The sequence below is a fragment of the Nostoc sp. DedQUE09 genome, from assembly GCF_034530915.1.
Taxonomy (GTDB): Bacteria; Cyanobacteriota; Cyanobacteriia; order Cyanobacteriales; family Nostocaceae; genus Nostoc.
Map to the genome: position 1 here is coordinate 65,725 of NZ_JAVRCE010000006.1, position 17,893 is coordinate 83,617.

Sequence of the window (17,893 nt, forward strand, 5' to 3'; positions counted from 1 at the left end):
GTTTGGACAGGAGAAAATATGCGAGTGCTGGAATTAATTGCCATCTTGGAAAAAGATGGCGAACAAGATTTTTAATCAAGATGCGCTCGCTACAGCAATTGTGCGGATTCATGAAGTTAGCTGATTAATAAGTCCCGCACAAACACGGATTCATTCAATGTTGCCTTTCAGTAAAACTGCATTATATAAGTTTTGAAGGTGCATTTATGGCTGATACTGCAATGTTAGATAACCGTATAAATAAGCAAATAAAATTTGAGCCATTAGAAGCAACAGTAGCAGCAACAGAAGAAGAGTCAGTAATATTAGCCGAAAAGCTCACACAGGTTGCAATTCCTTTATCTGTATTGTTACAAGCACTGAATATAGCGAAATACGATAAGACAGCAGCTTTCCGCTACGCTGACAAATATCTAAACAATATCAAAAAGTCGAAATGGGTTATTATCAAAACGGCTTGAAATTTTCCGATGAAAGGCTCGGTTGGATATTTTCTCCTGATGTAAATTCTCAGTTTTGATTATTCCAAGTGTTGAACTTATATTTAATTGGAGAATTTTGGAGTAATTTTTCAATTCCCAAACGGATTAGCTCTGGTGGAACTCCGTCTAATTTCAACTCGGTTTGGATAAACTCATCAATTGAATTAGCTTTCGTCTTCTCTAAGAGCGCCAACATTTGTTGAGCTTGGGTTGTTGGTGTGCAAGACTCCTTAGTTTCAGCTTGAGAGGTTTGCTTATTACTTGATGCAGAGTCAATAAAGTTTTTGGTATCCCGGTCATAACCAGAGAAATTCTTTAACAGAGGCATTGGTATCCATTCATTGATGCCGCCGTAATAAACTGCTCGACCGACTGGTGATTGTGCAGCAATCTCCATCACTTGGGTTGAAGTAATCTTGCGATCGCTGGGGATTAACTGTGTGGCAATCATGGCATTGTAAGCTGGAACGTTATCAGGATGAACTAACGCCACAGAAGTTAACTGCGATCGCAGTCCACCAGAGATGCCCAAATCGTCAGTATGGGGATTTTGCACGACAATCCAGAAATGCCAACCGGAACTATCACCGCAGGAACAGTAAGAGATGATTTTGTCCTTGAGCCAACCAATTTCACCCTTGGTATTTTTGAACTTGGAACAAACAGCCGTACCTTCATCTAAAATAATCAACTTGGAGCCAGAGATATTTTGAAATTCGGTAAAGCATTCTTTGACCCATTTAACGGCTTCGACCGGAGACATTTCTAAGATTTTAGCCCGTTTAAAAGTATCAACACGACCTTTGAAATAACCGGTTTCTTTCTCGTCACCTTTTGGGTCAATATAAAAGATGTGTATTTCAGGATGCAGTCGCTTGATAGCGTCGATTGCATTGCTAATAGTGATGCCTTTGCCAGAACCAGGGACACCAACCCAAAGCATATTGGTAACTTTTTTAGCAATGTGAGCGATTAGGTCATACTGCACTTGGGGTTTAGTGGTGTAGGTGGAGATATCGGTGTTGACTGGAGGGGAAGAAGCACTTTGCACCTTAGCAGAGGGCATGGGAGAAATTTCCCCGAAGCTCCCAGCACTGTGCCCCGTTTCCTCTTCAAACCTTGCTCCCACAGCATGATTTGGTAATTGAGCAAATCGAGCTTGTGGGATACCAAGATTTTGTGGTTGTATCGCCTCTTGAATAACTGTTACTTGTTGGTAGTTAACTCGCGGGTCAATTGTCACTTGCGCTAAATGCCCAGACAATTGCTCACGGGTGGGAAACTGCCCACGTAGCTGAATAAACCAATCAAGTAACCAACGGTAAGCGTAAAATCTTTTTCCTGGCTCAACAGCGCTCAGGTATTCACACACCACATGAGATGATTGCTTGAGCATGGCAAACTCATACTTAGACATTGGCTCCAGATGCAGCATCAAGTCAGCCAGTTCATTTTTGTTCGCAAAGTATTCGTCCCTAGCAACACTATCTCCCATTGCCGAGAGGAATTCAAAAAAGCCACCACGTATAAAAGGGATTGGTGCAAATTGATGGGTATCGTTTAAGTCCTGAACAATTGACCATAAGTACCCCACTCCTGCAACCATCGCACCGAGCGGAGCAAGTGGAGATGTAGCATAGCAAACAGCACCAGTCGCCGCCGTCGCTAAAGTAATGAACTTAGCAAGATTCATGCCATTACGCTCATCTTTGGCGCGGACTAATAACTGGTCTTGACGCTCCTGTAACCAAGAGGCAGTATTCCCAGCTTCCAAATACTCAATACTGGGGTAATCGCCACGTAAAAGTGCCGTTTCTTTTGTTCCTAGTATTGGTATTTGTTGCTGCATGTTCTTTTCTCTTACTTAGTTAATTTCCAAATGTTGTAACCAATCTCACCAGCCATCATTGAGGCACAGTTATAAGCAAAACAACCCAAAATTGCGGCTGGATTAGTGTAACGGAAAGGATTACGACCAACGAATGTGGTGGTGATGTCTAGTACCCAGAAAAATAGTGCGATCGCTCCACCTGTATGACGTTCTTTCATGCCAGCCCTCTTGTAATCACCCCACAATGCCACTGTCAGGTCGATATTCCCATTCGGTTTACTGCCGAGTGTGTATTGTTTTGATTCCTCAAACTCATGCTTGGCTTGATTTGGGTCTTTGGTAGAGTCGATGGGAGGTATTACCCTCCGCACCTCTCTGTTAAATCTGGACATGAAACTTTCATTTCATCCAGCTTCCGATATTCTTAGATAATAAGTTCCTTAACCTGCTCCATCATCCCCAAACTAAAGTGACTTTAGTTTTAACTGGTTAACGGGTTTTCGCGCATGAAGGTATCGGTTAATTCCCCTTTATCTTTTGCTCATGTGGATATAATCATGACAGCTTTCATGTACTACCATTAGATTAGAAGTCTTCCAGTTTCCATGATTGCCATCTATGTGATGTAGATGTACCCTTTCTTCTGAGGTCAATTTATGACCGCAGTATCCACAAGTATGGTTTTGTTGCTTTAATTGTTTTGAGGTTGCTCCATCGTATAGTTTACTGTTCCTTTCAGTCCAATAAACTAAGTCTCCATCAAAGGGTGATTTATTCCCTTTTACTTTGACATGGGCAAATTCGGAGTAAGGAACGGCAGGAAAGGCTTGTTTAGCCAGCTTTACGGATGATTTTTTATCCTGCTTGGTTTCTTTGTTAAATACCCTGAATGCTCTGTGACTCATGTACCACAGTGAGAACCGTGACCCGTCCATTTTGCAGAACTTGTGGTATTGTCTCCATCCTCTAACAATAGGTGCAAGCTTTTGGGCTTTCACCTTAGCACCATAATTCGAGTGATTGACGATTTTCTTGACTTTCTTACGGAATGCTTTGTAGTTTTCCTCTGAGGGAACACATTTGAGCTTTCTGTTTTGTTGTACTTTGAAATTCCAACCTAGAAAGTCAAATCCATCTGTCGAAGCGGTCAGTTTGGTCTTTTTCTCGCTTACCTTTAATCCTCTTTTTGCTAGGAATTGGCTTATTTTATTCAGTAACTCTTCTGCGTCGTCTTCTGGTCTTAGGAAGAACACCATATCGTCTGCGTAGCGTACACAGGCTTTTTTGATGTCCTTCTTTGGTGTGTCAGGTGTCACCCTGCGTCCCTTGATGCCGTGATATTGATGTAATTCTTCAATATTATTTAGGGCTATATTTGCCAGAAGTGGGCTAACCACACCACCTTGAGGTGTACCTTGTTCGGGGAATTCTGGGTTTACTCCTGCCTTTAATGCTCGGATTATTCCCTCCTTTAATGCTCTGGGAGCAATAAGGTTATCCATTATGGTTGTGTGGTTTATCCTGTCGAAGCACTTTTCTATGTCTAGTTCTAGGACTCTTTTGGTGATGCCGTTGGCTTTTGAGTTTAGGTTTTGAAACACCTGTCTTTGGGCATCATGGGCACTCCTGCCCGGACGGAAACCATAGCTATGTTCATGAAAAGTTGCTTCATGTGCTGGTTCTAGTGCATATTTTGCTAGGCACTGCCAAGCTCTATCCGCAATAGTGGGTACTTTGAGGTATCTTATGGAACCGTCCTTCTTTGGAATTGGTATCTGTCTAAGTTTGTTGTGATACCAATAGGGTTGTCTGAGTAATAATTCAAGGTTGAATCTTTCCTCATGTGTTAGGGCAAGTTTTCCATCAATACCCGCAGTCTTTTTACCAGCATTTAACTGAGTTACTTGACGTATCGCCAGAAACCTAGCTGCTTTGGACTTCAGAATCAGCTTTTGTAGTGACCTAGCCTTGCGCTTGTCTCCTACTCGAACAGCTTTGAACACTCTCATTTGTAGGCGGAATAAATCTTTGCGAAATTGCTTCCAGGGGAGATTTTTCCAAGATTCACTAGTATTTCTACTGTGCCTAATCATGCTCTAACTCCTTTGAATGTTTTCTGAATACCTCAGAGCAGTTACGCTCTGTCCTACCCGATATAAGGGAGTTCCGTAGCTCGTCTTACCTACTAGGGTTTTCGACCTTTCCCCAGACCCTTATACCGTTTTTACTCGTTCCATTCCTTTGATTAATTGATGATTTAGGGTAGTCCAATTTGCCTATCCTCTCCTCAGAGATTACAGCTATCCGCGGCAGATACTGTGAGGATAAGAGGATGAAGCCTGCATTTGTTGTTCAGGTTGCAACTTACATTTAAGACACTTTTCTAGGACTTGTTTACCCATGTCATCCCCCCATTAACGCCAGTGTGCCATTCCTGCTTAGGCTCTGGTTGCGTCCTGTTCCCAGCTTCAGCCTCCGTAATTCCGAGTACGGTCACTGTGGGCAGATAGGGAGTCACTTGTCTCCTCAAGGGTAGGACTTGCCTTTCTAGGGTACTTAGCTCACCTACATCAAAAGAACAGTTATACATTTCTAAAGTGACTTTAGATTTGTACTCTGGTCATATCCCTCTAGTTTCTAGAGGCTCTTACCAGAAACGAGCCGCACACCACGTAATGTCCGAGCTTCCATCACCTGAACAAGTGCAGAGATACCAAAGCTAATCCAAAACAAGGGATTAAATAGGAGTTGTAACCAACCAAACCAGCCAACCCATTCAGTTTCAAACCAGGGAAAAATCGGTTTTCCCTGAAATAAAACCTGCCAGATGCTATCAGTAGAAAGGAGTGTGCCAATCCAGAAACCAATTGCACCAACAAGCTTGTATCCGGGTGTGCCTGGGGTAACAAATTGGGCAATGATATGTGAGATAAAGATGACTGGCAGTGAGATTAATGCCACAATCCACCGAGCTAATAATTCTAAGTAGTCACTCCCTCCTTTTTTCGGCTCTTTTTGTGGTGATGATTCTGGTTTTGGTTGTGAATTAGATTTGTTTGGAGTGAGATATTTCATAAATCAATTGAATGAATCTTTAAATAGCGGCGAATTCTTACAAGCATTTTTGAATCGATATTTCCATTTCCATTGCCTCTGTTCAATTCGTCCAATACATAAACCAGTTGAGTCATACACAAAAACTGTCTCATCTTCTAAATAACCTGTAGTGTCAGGTCTTGGGTTACGTTTTTTTGAGTCTAGATAGTTCCTGATTCGTAACTTACTGAATGAGGGCGTAACTCCAAGAGAGTTAACTTTGTCGGCGGTTTCTGCCCTTTGCTCGGCTTTAATGCGTTCTAGTTCTTCAGACTCACGAATAGCAATGCCACTGTCGTAAGTCTTGAATTGGGCTGGCAGTTGTGATAACCAAGGACTTGCGATTAACCCCATGCCCAATAATCCCAACATCGCTTGCTTCTGGTATTTCATTGCCACTCAGCCGGAATATTTTACGGTTGTTGCCCGTCGATAGTTTGTGTTGTCTGGGGTGGTGGTGCATTAATAACACGAACGTAAACAGACAGCCCAATGCAAACTAGAAAAAAAATGACTGAGAATCCGAAAAGATTCTCCTTGAATAACTTGGGCCATTTTAAGCTGGAGATTGGAATTTCTCGCTCAACAAAGAGCGTGTCAAATTTTTCAGATCCTGAATTGTCGTAGGGCGTGTAGACTTTTTTTCTGATGTCGGCACTCCTAATTCGTCTAAAAATGCTTTCGGGTCAAAACCAACAGTTGCACCAGTTATGAGGGTTTGAACTTGTTGTTTTACCTCATCCCCAGTCTTTAACCCGTACTCTTGGGTAATTTGTTGCCTGATTTCAGGATTTTTGGCCAATTGATAAATAAACGCTATTTCATCAAAGCCTTGCTCTGTCCTTCGCTGCAATGAACGAACATCAAGCTCACTGGTTATTTCATCGAATAACTCTTGCTCAAATTGATGAACTGCCAATGCTTGGGCAACAGTCTTACCTGCCACAATGTCCAAGAACGCTTTAAACGTTTCCCGGCTAACTCCAGCAAGATGTAATTGCTCACTTACACTTTCTATGGCAGCCGTCTGTATATTTGCCAAATTGCCGCTACCTCCTAACAGCTTCGATTTGTCGAGGGTTGCTTGCGCTAAACTGAACAGCTTTTCTAAGCGATCGCTAATATCCACAGGAAATTCTTGGGCGTTTGGATCAACAGCTGGATCTGACTGAGCCATTGACTGTCTATTGACCTTGCTCTTTTATAATAAAAAACCGCGCCAAGCGGTTCAAGCTACTAAGTTGACAACTTTGTTGACAACTTTGTTGATAACTTAGAAATTTTCAGTGGGATATTTACCAAGCTCCTTCGGGGCGAAAACTCTTACCTTCTTTCAACCATTTATTATGATGTATTGCGGCTAAAGCTTTTACTCTCGAAGATGGTTGACGATGAGTTCTAGACGATTTTTTGCAGGCATAAGCTGTCATTGTTCTGGCTCTAATATTTAAATATCCTGATGCCTCTTCAAAACTTAATCCCCAAATTTCACAAAAAACTAATGGGTCAAGTTCTTTGATTTCTTCAGTTTGTGCGCTCATACTTTAGCTCAAAAGTTAAGTTTTGGGGTAACTGCCATTTCTGGCAGAAGCGATCGCCTCTTTGTCCGGCGGCGATCGCTTTAATTTATGCTTGGCTCTTTTATATGAACTGGGCAAATGATTTCCCCTATGGTCATTTTTAAGCCTGACTTTGTTTAACCAACACTGAACGCAAGTACCGCCGACACTCCCTCTCTCCCCGATAAATCAGAATACGCAGCGCCTGTACTTCCTGCATTGGAGAAACACAGATTTCAGCAATCGCACCAATCAAATTCTGTTGCTGATGCACATAATCTTGATGCTGCCGCTCTAACACAGCAATTTTGGAGTTTAACTGCTGTATTTGCCGTAATGCTTGTGTCAGAGACGATTCTTTGTTTTGAGAGCGATTGTCTAAGGTTAACGTCATGTTATTGCTCCTTCTTTAGATAGTTGAAAGCCTTGCCAATCGGGGCATTTCGCGCTCTCAATGCCTTTGGGATGAACAGAACAAATTAAAGGGGAGCCGTTGTAAGAGATCCCGTGATAGTATTTGCAACCTATACAACTGGTGGGTCTATTTAAAGGTCGAGGTCGGCGCAACATAACTTGGTCAATTTCATTTTGACCAGTAATTCGGTCAACCATGAATGCTGTGATCCCAGTCCCGGCTATTGCTCCACTAATAACGTACATGATATTTCTGCCGAGATATTGAGTGCCGAAATATCCACAAATAATTGTTGCTGCTACTGCACTAATACAAGAGAGAAAAACTGGTCGTTTCATATTTATTGCTGTTTTTTGGGTGGTTCGTGCTTAGATAACAGAGCGGCAAAATCATAAATCGTTACTGTTGGTTTTGGTTCCGGCTCCGGCTCCGGCTCCGATTTTGACTCTATTACCAGTTCTGGGCTACGCAAACCGACTGCATTTTTAATTTCCTGCTCCATATTCAGGTTTTCCTTGTTGATTAATTTGCTCCACCTGATCAATTGCATCCACTATTTCTCCTAAAATATTGAACGCATCATTTAGCACCACATTTTTTGATGTAGAGAAATACTGCGAAGACTGAATGTTGCGATAATCTCGGCTACTGCCAACAAGCCGCAATGTATGTTGACAGCCTTGTAAGATAGTCCGAATCTCTAATGTAGTTAACTTGATTTCCATTAGTGTTTTAACCTTGAAAAACTGAATCGATTTCGCCGTTATCAATAGCATTTTTGGCGTGACGAACAGCCTGGGTATGATTATCAAATGTTTGAGTCGTAGGAGTAGCCCAAGTTGTTTTTAGCAGTCCTGTTTTTCCCACATGAACATTTACAGTGCCATCTGATGATTCGGTAGTCTCAATTTTGTAGCCGCCATGTTTAGTTTTGTACTCTTTCATTGCCGTTAACTATCCTAAAATTTATCTCGTTGAATACTGAGGCTTGCTCCCACTAAAGAACTGCCCAAGAATGCAGAAAAACTGACCAACATAGCTCCAAGACTTCTGTTTTTCTGGTACTCCCAACCAGAGATGATTATGTTGGAATTAGTATTAGTCTCAATAATCTCCAGCCCCCAACACCCTATTGCTCCTACTCCTAAAAACCCAGTTAAAAGCAGAGAGGCGATTGCAGTTTTTTCTATGGTGCGGTCAATGAATACTTTGGGGTTAAATCTTTTTCGAGTCCGACGAAGAACTAATTTATTACGAGTGTTTGAAGGCAAAGATGATTGATGAGTTATTTTATGGATCTTCATTTTGCTTCATCCAACTCCACAAAAAAACCTGCACCAGTATTTGTCACTTTTACCAGCTTTCGATTCACTAATGTTTGTATGACACAGAGGCTAAAGTTGATACTGCACAATCGAGCGCTACCCCCACAACGACGGAGATACTGTAGACACAATGAGGAATGGTCAGCAGGGGCGGGATGAGTGGATTTTCTCGGCATAATGTTTTCTCTTTGACAATGCGAGTAAGTGTTTAGGCAGAAAAATTAAGAACATAACTAGTTAAAAACTAGTCATGCTCTCTGTATTTACAAATGTCGCCAGAAGTTTTTACTGATAGTCTTGAGACTGACAACCTTGATTTCTGTAATTGCTTCAGGGGCATGACCAAGAGCCACCACAGGAACTTGTGGTGCAGGAGTTGCTAACAGAGAATTGAGTAATTCTTGCTGATAGTAAATATCTGCTACTGTGCGGTAAACTCTGTGATAATTTATCTGCATCCCCAAAGGTGTTGGGACAATTTTCAGATACTCATTAAGAGCAGATATGTAGCTATCACCAAAATTCATGTTTACAACAGCCGGACGGATAATATTCAACAATTGAATAGCTCGTCTAATGTCTGCAACACTGCGGCTAGCATCAATCTCTGGCTGGCTTTCGCTGTAACCTTTGGATTTCTTTTCTGCTACCAGATTATGAAATTTAGCAATGGCTCTTTGATGATTGGCTAATGTGTGGATTTTGGTTTGCGCCTTATAACCGACTCTGCCCCACTGCACTGTTAAGTTACCATCTTCGACAATAGCTGCCCAGAACTTATTGCTGTTCTGGATAGCATCAACATACACTAAATAGATTTCCATGTTTTTAACCCAGTTAACTCGCTAACTTCTGGGCATTGCCCCATCTAATTTGATGTTGTAGTGCTTCAAGTATTGTTTCCGCTTCGTGTGTTGTTAGCCCATTTAATTGTGAGCAAATATCTACCAAAAGTTGTGGCGTATCCATACCCAGAAATGTGACAAAAAGTGCATCCCTAGAAGCTTCTATTAGTGTGTAACTGCTCGGCTCATGCCTTTCTCGCATAAATACATAATTTGTTAACACCGTCCGAAGCAACAATTTTGTTTCTCTGTCTAATTTCTCCAAATATGTACCATAATTATCAACCAGTCGGTTAATCAAGTCTGTTTGACCGTAGTAAGTTACTAAATCTGTTGTCATCTTTTTTTCACCTTCTCTTTAACTGATTGTTGGATTTTAAAAAGCGATCGCCCCCATAAAATCAGGAGACAATCGCTTTTTCATCAGTTCATATTGCGAAACTTAGCAGCACGTAGCGATTGAGTTTTCGCCGCAACCACAGGACTACTAGCCCGTCGTGCGGTGGATGCCCATGCTTGCATTCGCTCCACAGCAGCAGCATCAGTAACGGCAAGCGGGGTAATGGAATGGCTGCAATTCTCTAAATCTCCCAGCGTCACTTGCTGCGGTCGCCCTTCGTCAAACGCCAGTAGTGCCGCTTCTGCTGCTAGGGTTTCCAGTTCGGCTCCTGAAAACTTTGCGGTGTTTGCAGCGATCGCTTCCAGATATTCGCCTTCGACCACAATGCCAAAACGCTCCAGGTGAATTTTCAGGATTTGACATCGCTCCGGTTCGGTTGGTAAGTCAACAAAAAAATTTTCATCAAAGCGTCCCTTCCTTTTGAGTTCACTTGGTAGTGCTGACGGGTCGTTGCAAGTAGCTACAACAAACACGCCAGCCGTACACTCACTCATAAATGTGAGCAGATTTCCCAGGATTCGCTGGGAAACACCCGTTGTGTCGCCGCTACCAGACAAAGCTTTTTCTATTTCGTCTATCCATAAAACGCAGGGTGCAATCACTTCGGCTGTTTTCAAGGCACGGCGAACATTACCTTCAGATTCACCAACCAAAGAACCAAGGAGGGACGCAATATCAAGTTGGAGTAGTGGTAAATTGAGTATGGTTGCAATGTTTTTGGCGCAAATCGACTTACCTGTTCCGGGAGGCCCCGCCAACAATACGCCTTTGGGTTGCGGCAGATGCAGCTCACGCGCCTCTTGGGTGAACAGTCGCCGCCGCTTATGAAGCCACTCGCGCAGTAAATCGAGTCCGCCAAAGGGGATTGTAGCAGGTTTGCCCAACTCAATTCCCATCTGAGCCAGCAGCCGAGTTTTGTACTCGACTATTAGAGGCGTAACTGTGGCATCAATCAAAATACTATTCCGGCTCAGACGCTCTTTGACAGTTAGCCGCAAAAAATCACTGATTTCTTCTAGCGTTAATCCCAGCGCTGCCCGTGCAAAGGTTTCTTTTTCTTCATAACTCAGGGACACTCGAAATGTGACATCCTGCTCAGTAGCAGATTCTTCAAGAAAAACCAGATATGACTCGAAATGGTCTTGAATTTGATCAATACTAGGCAGTGGCACTTCACACCAGGGGATCAGCCTAACAAGAGTTTCGTGCAGTTCGATGTTTTGACCCAGCAGCACGATCCGTTTTTCTGTAGGTTTGAGCCGATGGTAAAGGTTTTTCACTCTGGTAAGGATTTCCCAACTCATTTGTGGGGAATTTTTGCCAACAAAGGGGTGTATGTCTCCCAGAATAAACACCCCAGCACCATCAAAGTTATTGATGTAGTCGAAAACGAAGAGTATTGGATCAGCGTGGGGCGGTCTTTTGTACTCTGGCACTGACTTAAACACCAGTCCACCATCCGGTGCAATCAGGCATTGCTCCAGGCTGGATACTCCCAGGTTCCAAAAGAAAACTGGACTGTTGAGTTTTTCTTTAGCTTCGGTTGTCAGCCACTGAATGATAGTTGCCTCATCGGGGGACAGGACATCAACTGCGGCGATCGGGATTTGTGAATCGAGTGTGGAGAGAAGATTTGAGAGTTTCATGTCAATTATTCAACTACTTCATTTGTGAAATGGCGAAGCCTTTATGATCAGCAGTTACCAGCCGAGTTAAGACTGGCAACTGATGACTGATTACTGACGCAAACGTGTTTGGCTGCTGTTCTTAGTCCAAAGTTGTTGGGTTTGAGCTTCATCTTTAAACGTGCGATCGCTCTCGCTCACAACTCCCAAAGCGGATTCAAATGGTTGCGTAGCTGATAAACAACTCAAACCCTCAAAGCCCTCCGCTTCCACACGAACTTCACCTGTGATTTTGTCAAAATGAATCAGTATTGAGCGTTCCATGTTTATCTCCTCACGTACTGTTGAACTTCCTGATGTCCGGCAAAAGTCAGCCGTAGAGTTTGCACGCTCCCGTTGGTTTCTTCAGCGATCGCACATTCACCAAACCTTTCTTGTAACTCGGCAGCTTTAGCTCTTACCAAACGTTTACCGTAAACCAATATCAACTCGTTACTAAAAAAGTCTTGTCCCAACTTCGGAACTGTTTCATAACTATCGTGTATTACCTCGTACACGCCGCTTGAGGTGTTCCATTTGAACCCGATGTCTGCACGGGCTTTTATGGTGCGACCAGACACAATGATTTCAGCACTTTGCCCTTGAGAACCACCGTAGTATCCTTTTAGTGGCTGTGCTATTTCGTGAACTTGCGGATTCAGTTTCAAATCTTGTAAAGCTTGTACTAGACATTCACGGTTAGCAAGCTTGGTTTTAACTGTTGAGAAATGTGACATTTTTAGCTCCAAGGCTTTCAAATTGGTTTGAGAAATAGTACGGGTGCGATATCCTTTTTGGGTTATTCTGGAAACTATGTATTAAATCCATTGGCAAGCAGTCTTGAGCGAATGCACTCCGCCCAAGACTGTTTTTTACCTGAACTTAAACGACATCACGGTAGCTTTCGATAAGCCCACGTCGTCAGCCGCAAGTGATTGTAGATTGCGTTGTTCATCTAACAACTTGATGCGGATCTCTTGCATTTTTTGCTGTAAAAGACTTTGCGTATCAGAACCCAGATTCTTAGACTCAATCGCCGGATCGTTAACTATAGAATCTAAGTGCGCCATCATCGCCTCCAAGCTGCTGCCAGCCTCCGGGTCAGCATTCGCTAGCAAAACCTGAACCTTCATCAGATGGCGTTGCATCTTTTTTTTGAACTGGACTGGCTTGCGTCCTGGTTCCCAGTCGCTCAACTCTTCAAGCAACTGCGCGGCGAGTTGTTCACCACCAGCTAGAGCAGATTCCCGTAGCCTTTGCTCCAGATTTTGGTCATACTGCTGAATGAACTTGGTAATCTGGTCAAGACATTCGGCTTGCTGCTGGTTCAGTTGTTCGGACAATGCCGGGATAATCACCGGACGACCAATAACAACTTGCAAATAGTCTTCAAGGTCAGTCAGAGTCGGAAAAGCCATTATTAAGTTGGCTTTGACTGATTCTTGCTTATCGTGAGGTAATTCCCAAGTGTTAAGTGAGAGGAACTGGTCAATCCGTTCCTGGTAATCTACAAGTCCTGCTTCGTAATCAGCTTTTAATTGATTACGCAATCCAGGGGCGATATTATCCCTGATATTGATTAACTGATTCCAAACGAGTGGAGCTAAATCAATAGGACAAACCCAATCACCAGTATCAGCAGACATCCATTCTTGAACTGAAGCAATCTCTTGCCTCAGTTGGGCAGCAGCCTCATCAAGCTTTTTAAAAACCTTGATTCCGCGTAACCCAACTTCGGAATTTGTTACTTTCACGAGGTCTGATTCGATTTCAGAGACTTCAGCTTTCAGCACATCCGCCCATTTAGGTGCAGCAGACTTTGTACTTTTCTTCAACTGAATGCGGAAGCGAATACGGGTTTTATTTAACTGTGAGAAATTGTGGCGCTCAACTACTGCATCAGTTAGGAAATTTGCAGCAACAGGGTTGTCAATTGCTTGTACCATAATTATTCATCTCAATCACTATTTTTCACTTTCAATTCAGCGAAGCTTTCTTTGTGGCTATTTGAATGTCTCTAGTAGCCCTATAGATTACTTTCGTAGAGCTTTTTTGTAACCTAATGTGTCTTTTGATGACTGGTGGTTTATGTATGGACATGGCTCAAAATAGCTGAAGTTGCTGTGAATTATCCTGTACCACAGGCTTTTGATAAACCATGCCTTCGACTTCATAACAACGAGTCATAAGTTTATTCCGATTTAGTCGAAAGCTGGCTTTTTTTCTTTGATTTGGCAGAGGTACAAATAGATACTGTGGATGTTGTATACTACCCTCATCTCCCAAATATCGAGAAAGTGTACCGTTGATTTGGTAAACTTTTGAAGAGCTTAACAGGGTTGAGTCGTAAACTTTAATCAAATTTAATTCCATCTTAGTAGCAGTGAAGTGTGCCATAATTTGTTGTGGAATCGATTTTTCTATACAGTCAGATTTAATCAGTTTGACTGTAGAGTTTTTCACGCATAATTCGTTGCCTTTGCGTTAATTATTGATTGAGAGTGACAGAAGATTACAAATAGAAATGCTCAAAAATCTGATGAAGTTTTTCCTTATCTTCATCAGGCAAAGCCTTAAAATCAAACTCTTTAGAGTCCCAAACTTCATCAAGACTTGTTGACTCATCGATAATATTTGCAATCAGACAGCATTGATCGTCGTAGTTCCAGCCATTTGCCAAAAGCCACGGCAGAATTCCTTCAGATTGCAATAGTTTCTCAATGTCGAACGAGTCAGAAAACTGCTGTAAGTTTTCGATACTGGGGTGAACGATTGTTGTCATTTCTTGTTATTGGTGAATAGGTAGACAGCATCTATTAGCTGTAGACAAAGTTTGAGCAACTTCTAATTACATTTGCCCAAACTCTGTTTACAACGAGTTAAAAAAAGTCGGAAGTCGTAGGTTGGAAGTCGGAAGTACAGTTTTTCCATGTGAATTTAAACCCCTTTCTCATTACGAGCTTTGACATTGGGGATAGGGATTTTGACTCCTTTATTTGGAAATCGTTGTTTTCACTTCCGACTTCCGACTTCCTATTTCCGACTTCGTTAAAACGCAATCTCATTCGCAGCTTTCGTTACAGCTAAAGCCTGTTTACTGACCTCTCGCCACTCTGTTTGCTCGTTGTAGGATGCCATAACTAATTCCGACCCAACCCATACCCGACAGAACAATACATTTTCATCTGTCGTCCCCGGAGTAGGCTGTAGTGTGATGGGAGAATATAGTTGTTCTGGAGTAAGAGTTGCAATCGCCGCAAGTATGCACTTTGAGAAATGCGTGTCGTAGCCTGATTCTAAAATATATGTGCGGTCTGCTTGCATAGTTATCAGTAACTTGCAGGTTTCTTTTTTGCGGCGTTCTGTATTCTCAAACCGCAGTTCTTTAAGATATCCAGTCAGCGCAGTTTGAGGGACATCACTCGGTTCACCATTTAGTGTGTACCATAGTCCTCCGTGCTGACGATTGCAGTAGATTTTGCAATTGCCAGCTTCAGAGTGCAATCCCAGTTTTGGTTTATTGATTGCTGCGACTAACTGCTTTAATAACTCTTCCTGACGCATCAGTGCAGATAGTAATTCAGCATTTTCTTGAGGGGTCATTTATTTTTACCAAAAGCATTTCACTTTCGCATTGGCGAAGCCGTTTAATTGTGATATATGAAGCGTAGAGCCAATAAAACAGCGCTCTTGATTTTACAAAAGTGCTGTTTTATTAGTAATTACTTGCCCTGTACAGATTATTGATGTGAATTAAATCTTGCCAGCAAATCTTCACGAGATAACTGAAGACATAGGGGAGTAAATTCTTCTGATGTTAACTGCAATAAACTATCGATTACTTTTGAAAGTTCTTCATCCACAGAACCAAATCGGAATCTCAACAAGTTTTCTACAACTTGGCGGCGTTCAAGTTGTACTCCTTGCTCTACTCCTTCTTGTACCGCTTGCGCTCTTGCTTCTTGATAAGCTTCTGTTAAATTCATAATTAACTCCTGATCATCTTCAGTTAAATCTGTTTGTGTCATTACACTGATACGCCACCTGTAAACCATTTCAAGAACATTACGGCGAACAAGATTCTCTGGTGGAAGGGCAACCAGTTCACTTACTGCAAGCTGTTGTACTGTACCTCTTCCCAAAAGCCTGAACCATAGAGTTTCTTCTGTGACGGGTAACTCGTTGATCGCTATTATCGCGCCTCTGAAACATTCTTGAAAAAAGTAAACTCCAGTCATCCACTTTTCTAAGTCTAGCTTAACCTCTAAATCTGCTAACAGAGAGGCTGAAACACTAGGTGCCAAAATCCACAAACGAGCTAAATCATCTTCGCTAATGGTAGTTTCTTCTCTTTTGGCTTTGCGTTGAGAATCCGCAATCACAGTAAACAGCTTCATGAAACAGTTACGTACTTCCGTCCGACTGGGTTGATTACGAAACGGTTCTAGTAGCGTTGTATTTAACAAGGCAATTCTTCCCAATAATCCTAGACTTTCGGCTTGGGCTTGCGGGGAAGGTAAAAATAATACATCTACAAATCTGGTTACATCCGTTACTTCCCTGTTAATTTTTACTTCACCCAAAGGAGCTAATAATTCCTCTAGAAATTCTTTGGCAAATTTGTCGTGAGGTTGGTGAGGTTGTTGGGTCATTTTGTAAGAGCGAACTGTGTTTTATTTTACAAGGATTAGTTATGGTTGCATGGTGGGCATTAAAACCCACCATTTCACTTACGCTGCTACCAACTCCCGACAAACTTGCGGCAGTTCAATCGGAGCAGTTGCCCTGGACAGTCCCTCTACAGCCTCCCTGACACACCAATACCGTACTCCATCACCACAGCGCCAATAGTAAGTCTTGGGGTCGTTTTCCCAGACTTCATCAGTGTTCCTGACCTTGAAGAGTATGCCCAAGAATTCACCATCTAGATATACATTGTGAGCCGTCTGAAAGTCAGTGCGTCCTACATAAGTCAGTCGATAGCCGTCCACTGGTTCGCACAAGTCTTCTGCACGAGTGCCGCGATACCCACAGTTACCGCAGCCGTGACCTTCGCAATCTGGACAGATGGCAGCAGGCATATTCCACTTCGGCAGGGTGAAATCCCATTCAGTAGTTGGGGTTAATATTTGAGGCTTCTGCGAAGTGTAGCAGCCAGCATGACCGATTACCTTGTCAGGATAGTACTGGACGCTCAACGATAACCAATCACAATCACCCAACAAGCCAATTTTCTCAGAAGCTCGTTTCAATTCCTCATCTTGCTTGTGATTGCACTCTACTGGAGCAGAAAGACTCGCTTTTATTTCTGCTACAGCGCGTTTGAAAGGTTCTTTATGGTATCGAGCATAGCCGTGGGTCATTTTCACCCAAACCGTAGTGTCATCTTCACTAATCCAGATAGTTACTACATCTTCCTGCTGGCACTTTTTTGAGTAATCTGACTGATTGACGATGGTTGCAATGATTTCGCGATCCTGTGTGGTTAGCGGATCTTTTGTTGGCGTAGGGGCTGAAACTTGTGTCATCATTAGAAATACCTCTTAAATGGGTAAAAGGGCGATCGCAGAGTTTGGTAGACGTAGTGATCGCCCTATTTTTATTAGTCAGTTTGTTGTGGCTTGCTACAACACTCTCAATCTAGAATTGGCGAAGCCTAATATTTTCTTGCTCCTAGCCAGTAACTGGAGCTTGCTACAGCAGCATATCTCTTGATCGGGCGGCAGTCGGCAACGAGCTTCAAAGCGACTTCCGTAATGCTGTAGCAACTTTTTATTCATCGCAAATCGATTTCCCTTCCTGTTCCCCTCGCTTTCTCTGGTTACGCCAGTGCTTCAGCTACTCTCCCAGGTGGATTAATTGATTCACTATTGTCAAGGTTCAATGGTGAGCGCCTCTATATTTTTCTGGGAGGCTGGCGCTTGTTTCCTCTACTTATTTAATAGTAAAGCCTGTCTTGTCAAAAGTCAAGATAATCTTGTCACTGTTGGGAGTTGTTTTGTATAATTTTTGGTGAATCAAATATTTCTTGTACATCTCGTCCTAGAGCAGTACATATATGACGAAGGAGAAGAAAAGGGACAGTTTTGGAAGCCCTTGGGCTAAAAGGCTTTTCCATCATTTGGATATACTGCTTAGTGACGCTGTAACCAAATTTCTCAGTTACTTCATCTGCCAGTTTTTGCATGGAAATTTTCCCGCGCATTTCCCTTATCCGCTCTCCATACGCAGGACTCCAGTTAACGCTGGCAATAACATCTAAGTCCAACATAATCA

The 17,893-nt window shown here is 42.6% G+C and carries 28 protein-coding genes; 2 read left to right on the forward strand and 26 right to left on the reverse strand.

All coding sequences use genetic code 11. From position 1 onward, the window contains the following. Positions 1–206: 206 nt before the first annotated feature. The gene (locus RMY27_RS05735; protein WP_322661231.1) at positions 207–461 is read left to right on the forward strand and encodes a hypothetical protein; all 255 of its coding nucleotides are present in this window, start codon (positions 207–209) and stop codon (positions 459–461) included. 49 nt (positions 462–510) lie between these two features. On the opposite strand, the gene RMY27_RS05740 is transcribed toward RMY27_RS05735, so the two are convergent. From RMY27_RS05740 to RMY27_RS05860, 25 genes are all read right to left on the reverse strand, one after another. After that, the gene (locus tag RMY27_RS05740) at positions 511–2,331 is read right to left on the reverse strand and encodes a hypothetical protein (RefSeq protein WP_322661232.1); all 1,821 of its coding nucleotides are present in this window, start codon (positions 2,329–2,331) and stop codon (positions 511–513) included. Between the two features lie 11 nt (positions 2,332–2,342). Next, complete coding sequence (locus RMY27_RS05745) at positions 2,343–2,705, reverse strand: hypothetical protein (RefSeq protein WP_322661233.1); 363 nt, start codon at positions 2,703–2,705, stop codon at positions 2,343–2,345. A 138-nt stretch (positions 2,706–2,843) separates the two neighbouring features. Continuing rightward, the gene (locus RMY27_RS05750) at positions 2,844–4,406 is read right to left on the reverse strand and encodes a reverse transcriptase domain-containing protein (RefSeq protein WP_322661235.1); all 1,563 of its coding nucleotides are present in this window, start codon (positions 4,404–4,406) and stop codon (positions 2,844–2,846) included. Positions 4,407–4,950: 544 nt separating this feature from the next. Beyond that, positions 4,951–5,388: a hypothetical protein gene (locus RMY27_RS05755; protein ID WP_322661237.1), complete on the reverse strand. Its 438-nt coding sequence runs from the start codon at positions 5,386–5,388 to the stop codon at positions 4,951–4,953. Positions 5,389–5,391: 3 nt separating this feature from the next. Then, complete coding sequence (locus RMY27_RS05760; RefSeq protein ID WP_322661239.1) at positions 5,392–5,802, reverse strand: hypothetical protein; 411 nt, start codon at positions 5,800–5,802, stop codon at positions 5,392–5,394. Positions 5,803–5,965: 163 nt separating this feature from the next. After that, on the reverse strand, positions 5,966–6,586 hold the full coding sequence (locus RMY27_RS05765; RefSeq protein WP_322661241.1) for a hypothetical protein: 621 nt from the start codon (positions 6,584–6,586) through the stop codon (positions 5,966–5,968). A 118-nt stretch (positions 6,587–6,704) separates the two neighbouring features. Continuing rightward, positions 6,705–6,950, reverse strand: coding sequence for a hypothetical protein (locus tag RMY27_RS05770; protein ID WP_322661243.1), 246 nt, complete (start codon positions 6,948–6,950; stop codon positions 6,705–6,707). A 139-nt stretch (positions 6,951–7,089) separates the two neighbouring features. Then, the gene (locus RMY27_RS05775) at positions 7,090–7,362 is read right to left on the reverse strand and encodes a hypothetical protein (RefSeq protein WP_322661245.1); all 273 of its coding nucleotides are present in this window, start codon (positions 7,360–7,362) and stop codon (positions 7,090–7,092) included. Further along, complete coding sequence (locus RMY27_RS05780) at positions 7,359–7,721, reverse strand: hypothetical protein (protein ID WP_322661247.1); 363 nt, start codon at positions 7,719–7,721, stop codon at positions 7,359–7,361. Before RMY27_RS05780 ends, RMY27_RS05775 begins: the two co-directional genes overlap by 4 nt. Before the next feature lie 2 nt (positions 7,722–7,723). Beyond that, on the reverse strand, positions 7,724–7,885 hold the full coding sequence (locus RMY27_RS05785) for a hypothetical protein (RefSeq protein ID WP_322661249.1): 162 nt from the start codon (positions 7,883–7,885) through the stop codon (positions 7,724–7,726). Beyond that, complete coding sequence (locus RMY27_RS05790) at positions 7,869–8,108, reverse strand: hypothetical protein (RefSeq protein WP_322661251.1); 240 nt, start codon at positions 8,106–8,108, stop codon at positions 7,869–7,871. The genes RMY27_RS05785 and RMY27_RS05790 overlap by 17 nt, the downstream gene beginning before the upstream one ends. 7 nt (positions 8,109–8,115) lie before the next feature. Next, entirely contained in the window at positions 8,116–8,328 is a 213-nt protein-coding gene (locus RMY27_RS05795) for a hypothetical protein (RefSeq protein ID WP_322661253.1), read from the reverse strand. A 14-nt stretch (positions 8,329–8,342) separates the two neighbouring features. After that, positions 8,343–8,687: a hypothetical protein gene (locus RMY27_RS05800; protein WP_322661255.1), complete on the reverse strand. Its 345-nt coding sequence runs from the start codon at positions 8,685–8,687 to the stop codon at positions 8,343–8,345. Then, entirely contained in the window at positions 8,684–8,884 is a 201-nt protein-coding gene (locus tag RMY27_RS05805; protein WP_322661257.1) for a hypothetical protein, read from the reverse strand. Before RMY27_RS05805 ends, RMY27_RS05800 begins: the two co-directional genes overlap by 4 nt. Before the next feature lie 87 nt (positions 8,885–8,971). Further along, on the reverse strand, positions 8,972–9,532 hold the full coding sequence (locus RMY27_RS05810) for a WGR domain-containing protein (RefSeq protein ID WP_322661259.1): 561 nt from the start codon (positions 9,530–9,532) through the stop codon (positions 8,972–8,974). 13 nt (positions 9,533–9,545) lie between these two features. Beyond that, positions 9,546–9,893, reverse strand: a complete 348-nt coding sequence (locus RMY27_RS05815; protein WP_322661261.1) for a hypothetical protein — start codon at positions 9,891–9,893, stop codon at positions 9,546–9,548. Positions 9,894–9,976: 83 nt separating this feature from the next. Continuing rightward, positions 9,977–11,599, reverse strand: a complete 1,623-nt coding sequence (locus RMY27_RS05820) for an AAA family ATPase (protein WP_322661263.1) — start codon at positions 11,597–11,599, stop codon at positions 9,977–9,979. A gap of 90 nt (positions 11,600–11,689) precedes the next feature. Beyond that, positions 11,690–11,902: a DUF2997 domain-containing protein gene (locus RMY27_RS05825; protein ID WP_322661265.1), complete on the reverse strand. Its 213-nt coding sequence runs from the start codon at positions 11,900–11,902 to the stop codon at positions 11,690–11,692. Positions 11,903–11,904: 2 nt separating this feature from the next. Further along, positions 11,905–12,354 carry a DUF1257 domain-containing protein gene (locus tag RMY27_RS05830; protein WP_322661267.1) on the reverse strand — a complete coding sequence of 150 codons (450 nt, stop codon included), beginning with the start codon at positions 12,352–12,354 and terminating at the stop codon, positions 11,905–11,907. A 135-nt stretch (positions 12,355–12,489) separates the two neighbouring features. Then, entirely contained in the window at positions 12,490–13,563 is a 1,074-nt protein-coding gene (locus RMY27_RS05835) for a hypothetical protein (RefSeq protein ID WP_322661269.1), read from the reverse strand. A gap of 157 nt (positions 13,564–13,720) precedes the next feature. Beyond that, complete coding sequence (locus RMY27_RS05840; protein WP_322661271.1) at positions 13,721–14,080, reverse strand: hypothetical protein; 360 nt, start codon at positions 14,078–14,080, stop codon at positions 13,721–13,723. Between the two features lie 49 nt (positions 14,081–14,129). Beyond that, a complete protein-coding gene (locus RMY27_RS05845) occupies positions 14,130–14,399 on the reverse strand; it encodes a hypothetical protein (RefSeq protein WP_322661273.1) in 270 nt (89 codons plus the stop codon). Between the two features lie 266 nt (positions 14,400–14,665). Beyond that, on the reverse strand, positions 14,666–15,220 hold the full coding sequence (locus RMY27_RS05850; protein ID WP_322661275.1) for a hypothetical protein: 555 nt from the start codon (positions 15,218–15,220) through the stop codon (positions 14,666–14,668). A gap of 137 nt (positions 15,221–15,357) precedes the next feature. Continuing rightward, on the reverse strand, positions 15,358–16,269 hold the full coding sequence (locus RMY27_RS05855; RefSeq protein WP_322661277.1) for a hypothetical protein: 912 nt from the start codon (positions 16,267–16,269) through the stop codon (positions 15,358–15,360). A gap of 78 nt (positions 16,270–16,347) precedes the next feature. Continuing rightward, positions 16,348–17,148, reverse strand: coding sequence for a hypothetical protein (locus RMY27_RS05860; protein WP_322661279.1), 801 nt, complete (start codon positions 17,146–17,148; stop codon positions 16,348–16,350). Here RMY27_RS05860 and RMY27_RS05865 point away from each other — a divergent pair. Next, positions 17,139–17,261 (forward strand): hypothetical protein, encoded by a 123-nt coding sequence (locus RMY27_RS05865; protein ID WP_322661281.1) that lies wholly within the window; start codon positions 17,139–17,141, stop codon positions 17,259–17,261. The genes RMY27_RS05860 and RMY27_RS05865 overlap by 10 nt on opposite strands. A gap of 336 nt (positions 17,262–17,597) precedes the next feature. Here RMY27_RS05865 and RMY27_RS05870 read toward each other — a convergent pair whose 3' ends face one another. Next, complete coding sequence (locus RMY27_RS05870; RefSeq protein ID WP_179069545.1) at positions 17,598–17,888, reverse strand: hypothetical protein; 291 nt, start codon at positions 17,886–17,888, stop codon at positions 17,598–17,600. Between the last annotated feature and the right edge of the window lie 5 nt (positions 17,889–17,893).

Excerpts from the sequence above, each read along its gene's own strand:
- RMY27_RS05860 (WP_322661279.1), bottom strand. The coding sequence starts at position 17,148 with ATGATGACACAAGTTTCAGCCCCTACGCCAACAAAAGATCCGCTAACC.
- RMY27_RS05845 (WP_322661273.1), bottom strand. The coding sequence starts at position 14,399 with ATGACAACAATCGTTCACCCCAGTATCGAAAACTTACAGCAGTTTTCT.
- RMY27_RS05810 (WP_322661259.1), bottom strand. The coding sequence starts at position 9,532 with ATGGAAATCTATTTAGTGTATGTTGATGCTATCCAGAACAGCAATAAG.
- RMY27_RS05775 (WP_322661245.1), bottom strand. The coding sequence starts at position 7,362 with ATGACGTTAACCTTAGACAATCGCTCTCAAAACAAAGAATCGTCTCTG.
- RMY27_RS05800 (WP_322661255.1), bottom strand. The coding sequence starts at position 8,687 with ATGAAGATCCATAAAATAACTCATCAATCATCTTTGCCTTCAAACACT.
- RMY27_RS05785 (WP_322661249.1), bottom strand. The coding sequence starts at position 7,885 with ATGGAGCAGGAAATTAAAAATGCAGTCGGTTTGCGTAGCCCAGAACTG.
- RMY27_RS05780 (WP_322661247.1), bottom strand. The coding sequence starts at position 7,721 with ATGAAACGACCAGTTTTTCTCTCTTGTATTAGTGCAGTAGCAGCAACA.
- RMY27_RS05850 (WP_322661275.1), bottom strand. The coding sequence starts at position 15,220 with ATGACCCCTCAAGAAAATGCTGAATTACTATCTGCACTGATGCGTCAG.
- RMY27_RS05820 (WP_322661263.1), bottom strand. The coding sequence starts at position 11,599 with ATGAAACTCTCAAATCTTCTCTCCACACTCGATTCACAAATCCCGATC.
- RMY27_RS05870 (WP_179069545.1), bottom strand. The coding sequence starts at position 17,888 with ATGTTGGACTTAGATGTTATTGCCAGCGTTAACTGGAGTCCTGCGTAT.
- RMY27_RS05755 (WP_322661237.1), bottom strand. The coding sequence starts at position 5,388 with ATGAAATATCTCACTCCAAACAAATCTAATTCACAACCAAAACCAGAA.
- RMY27_RS05750 (WP_322661235.1), bottom strand. The coding sequence starts at position 4,406 with ATGATTAGGCACAGTAGAAATACTAGTGAATCTTGGAAAAATCTCCCC.
- RMY27_RS05795 (WP_322661253.1), bottom strand. The coding sequence starts at position 8,328 with ATGAAAGAGTACAAAACTAAACATGGCGGCTACAAAATTGAGACTACC.
- RMY27_RS05790 (WP_322661251.1), bottom strand. The coding sequence starts at position 8,108 with ATGGAAATCAAGTTAACTACATTAGAGATTCGGACTATCTTACAAGGC.
- RMY27_RS05765 (WP_322661241.1), bottom strand. The coding sequence starts at position 6,586 with ATGGCTCAGTCAGATCCAGCTGTTGATCCAAACGCCCAAGAATTTCCT.
- RMY27_RS05835 (WP_322661269.1), bottom strand. The coding sequence starts at position 13,563 with ATGGTACAAGCAATTGACAACCCTGTTGCTGCAAATTTCCTAACTGAT.
- RMY27_RS05805 (WP_322661257.1), bottom strand. The coding sequence starts at position 8,884 with ATGCCGAGAAAATCCACTCATCCCGCCCCTGCTGACCATTCCTCATTG.
- RMY27_RS05825 (WP_322661265.1), bottom strand. The coding sequence starts at position 11,902 with ATGGAACGCTCAATACTGATTCATTTTGACAAAATCACAGGTGAAGTT.
- RMY27_RS05745 (WP_322661233.1), bottom strand. The coding sequence starts at position 2,705 with ATGTCCAGATTTAACAGAGAGGTGCGGAGGGTAATACCTCCCATCGAC.
- RMY27_RS05740 (WP_322661232.1), bottom strand. The coding sequence starts at position 2,331 with ATGCAGCAACAAATACCAATACTAGGAACAAAAGAAACGGCACTTTTA.
- RMY27_RS05830 (WP_322661267.1), bottom strand. The coding sequence starts at position 12,354 with ATGTCACATTTCTCAACAGTTAAAACCAAGCTTGCTAACCGTGAATGT.
- RMY27_RS05815 (WP_322661261.1), bottom strand. The coding sequence starts at position 9,893 with ATGACAACAGATTTAGTAACTTACTACGGTCAAACAGACTTGATTAAC.
- RMY27_RS05760 (WP_322661239.1), bottom strand. The coding sequence starts at position 5,802 with ATGAAATACCAGAAGCAAGCGATGTTGGGATTATTGGGCATGGGGTTA.
- RMY27_RS05735 (WP_322661231.1), top strand. The coding sequence starts at position 207 with ATGGCTGATACTGCAATGTTAGATAACCGTATAAATAAGCAAATAAAA.
- RMY27_RS05855 (WP_322661277.1), bottom strand. The coding sequence starts at position 16,269 with ATGACCCAACAACCTCACCAACCTCACGACAAATTTGCCAAAGAATTT.
- RMY27_RS05770 (WP_322661243.1), bottom strand. The coding sequence starts at position 6,950 with ATGAGCGCACAAACTGAAGAAATCAAAGAACTTGACCCATTAGTTTTT.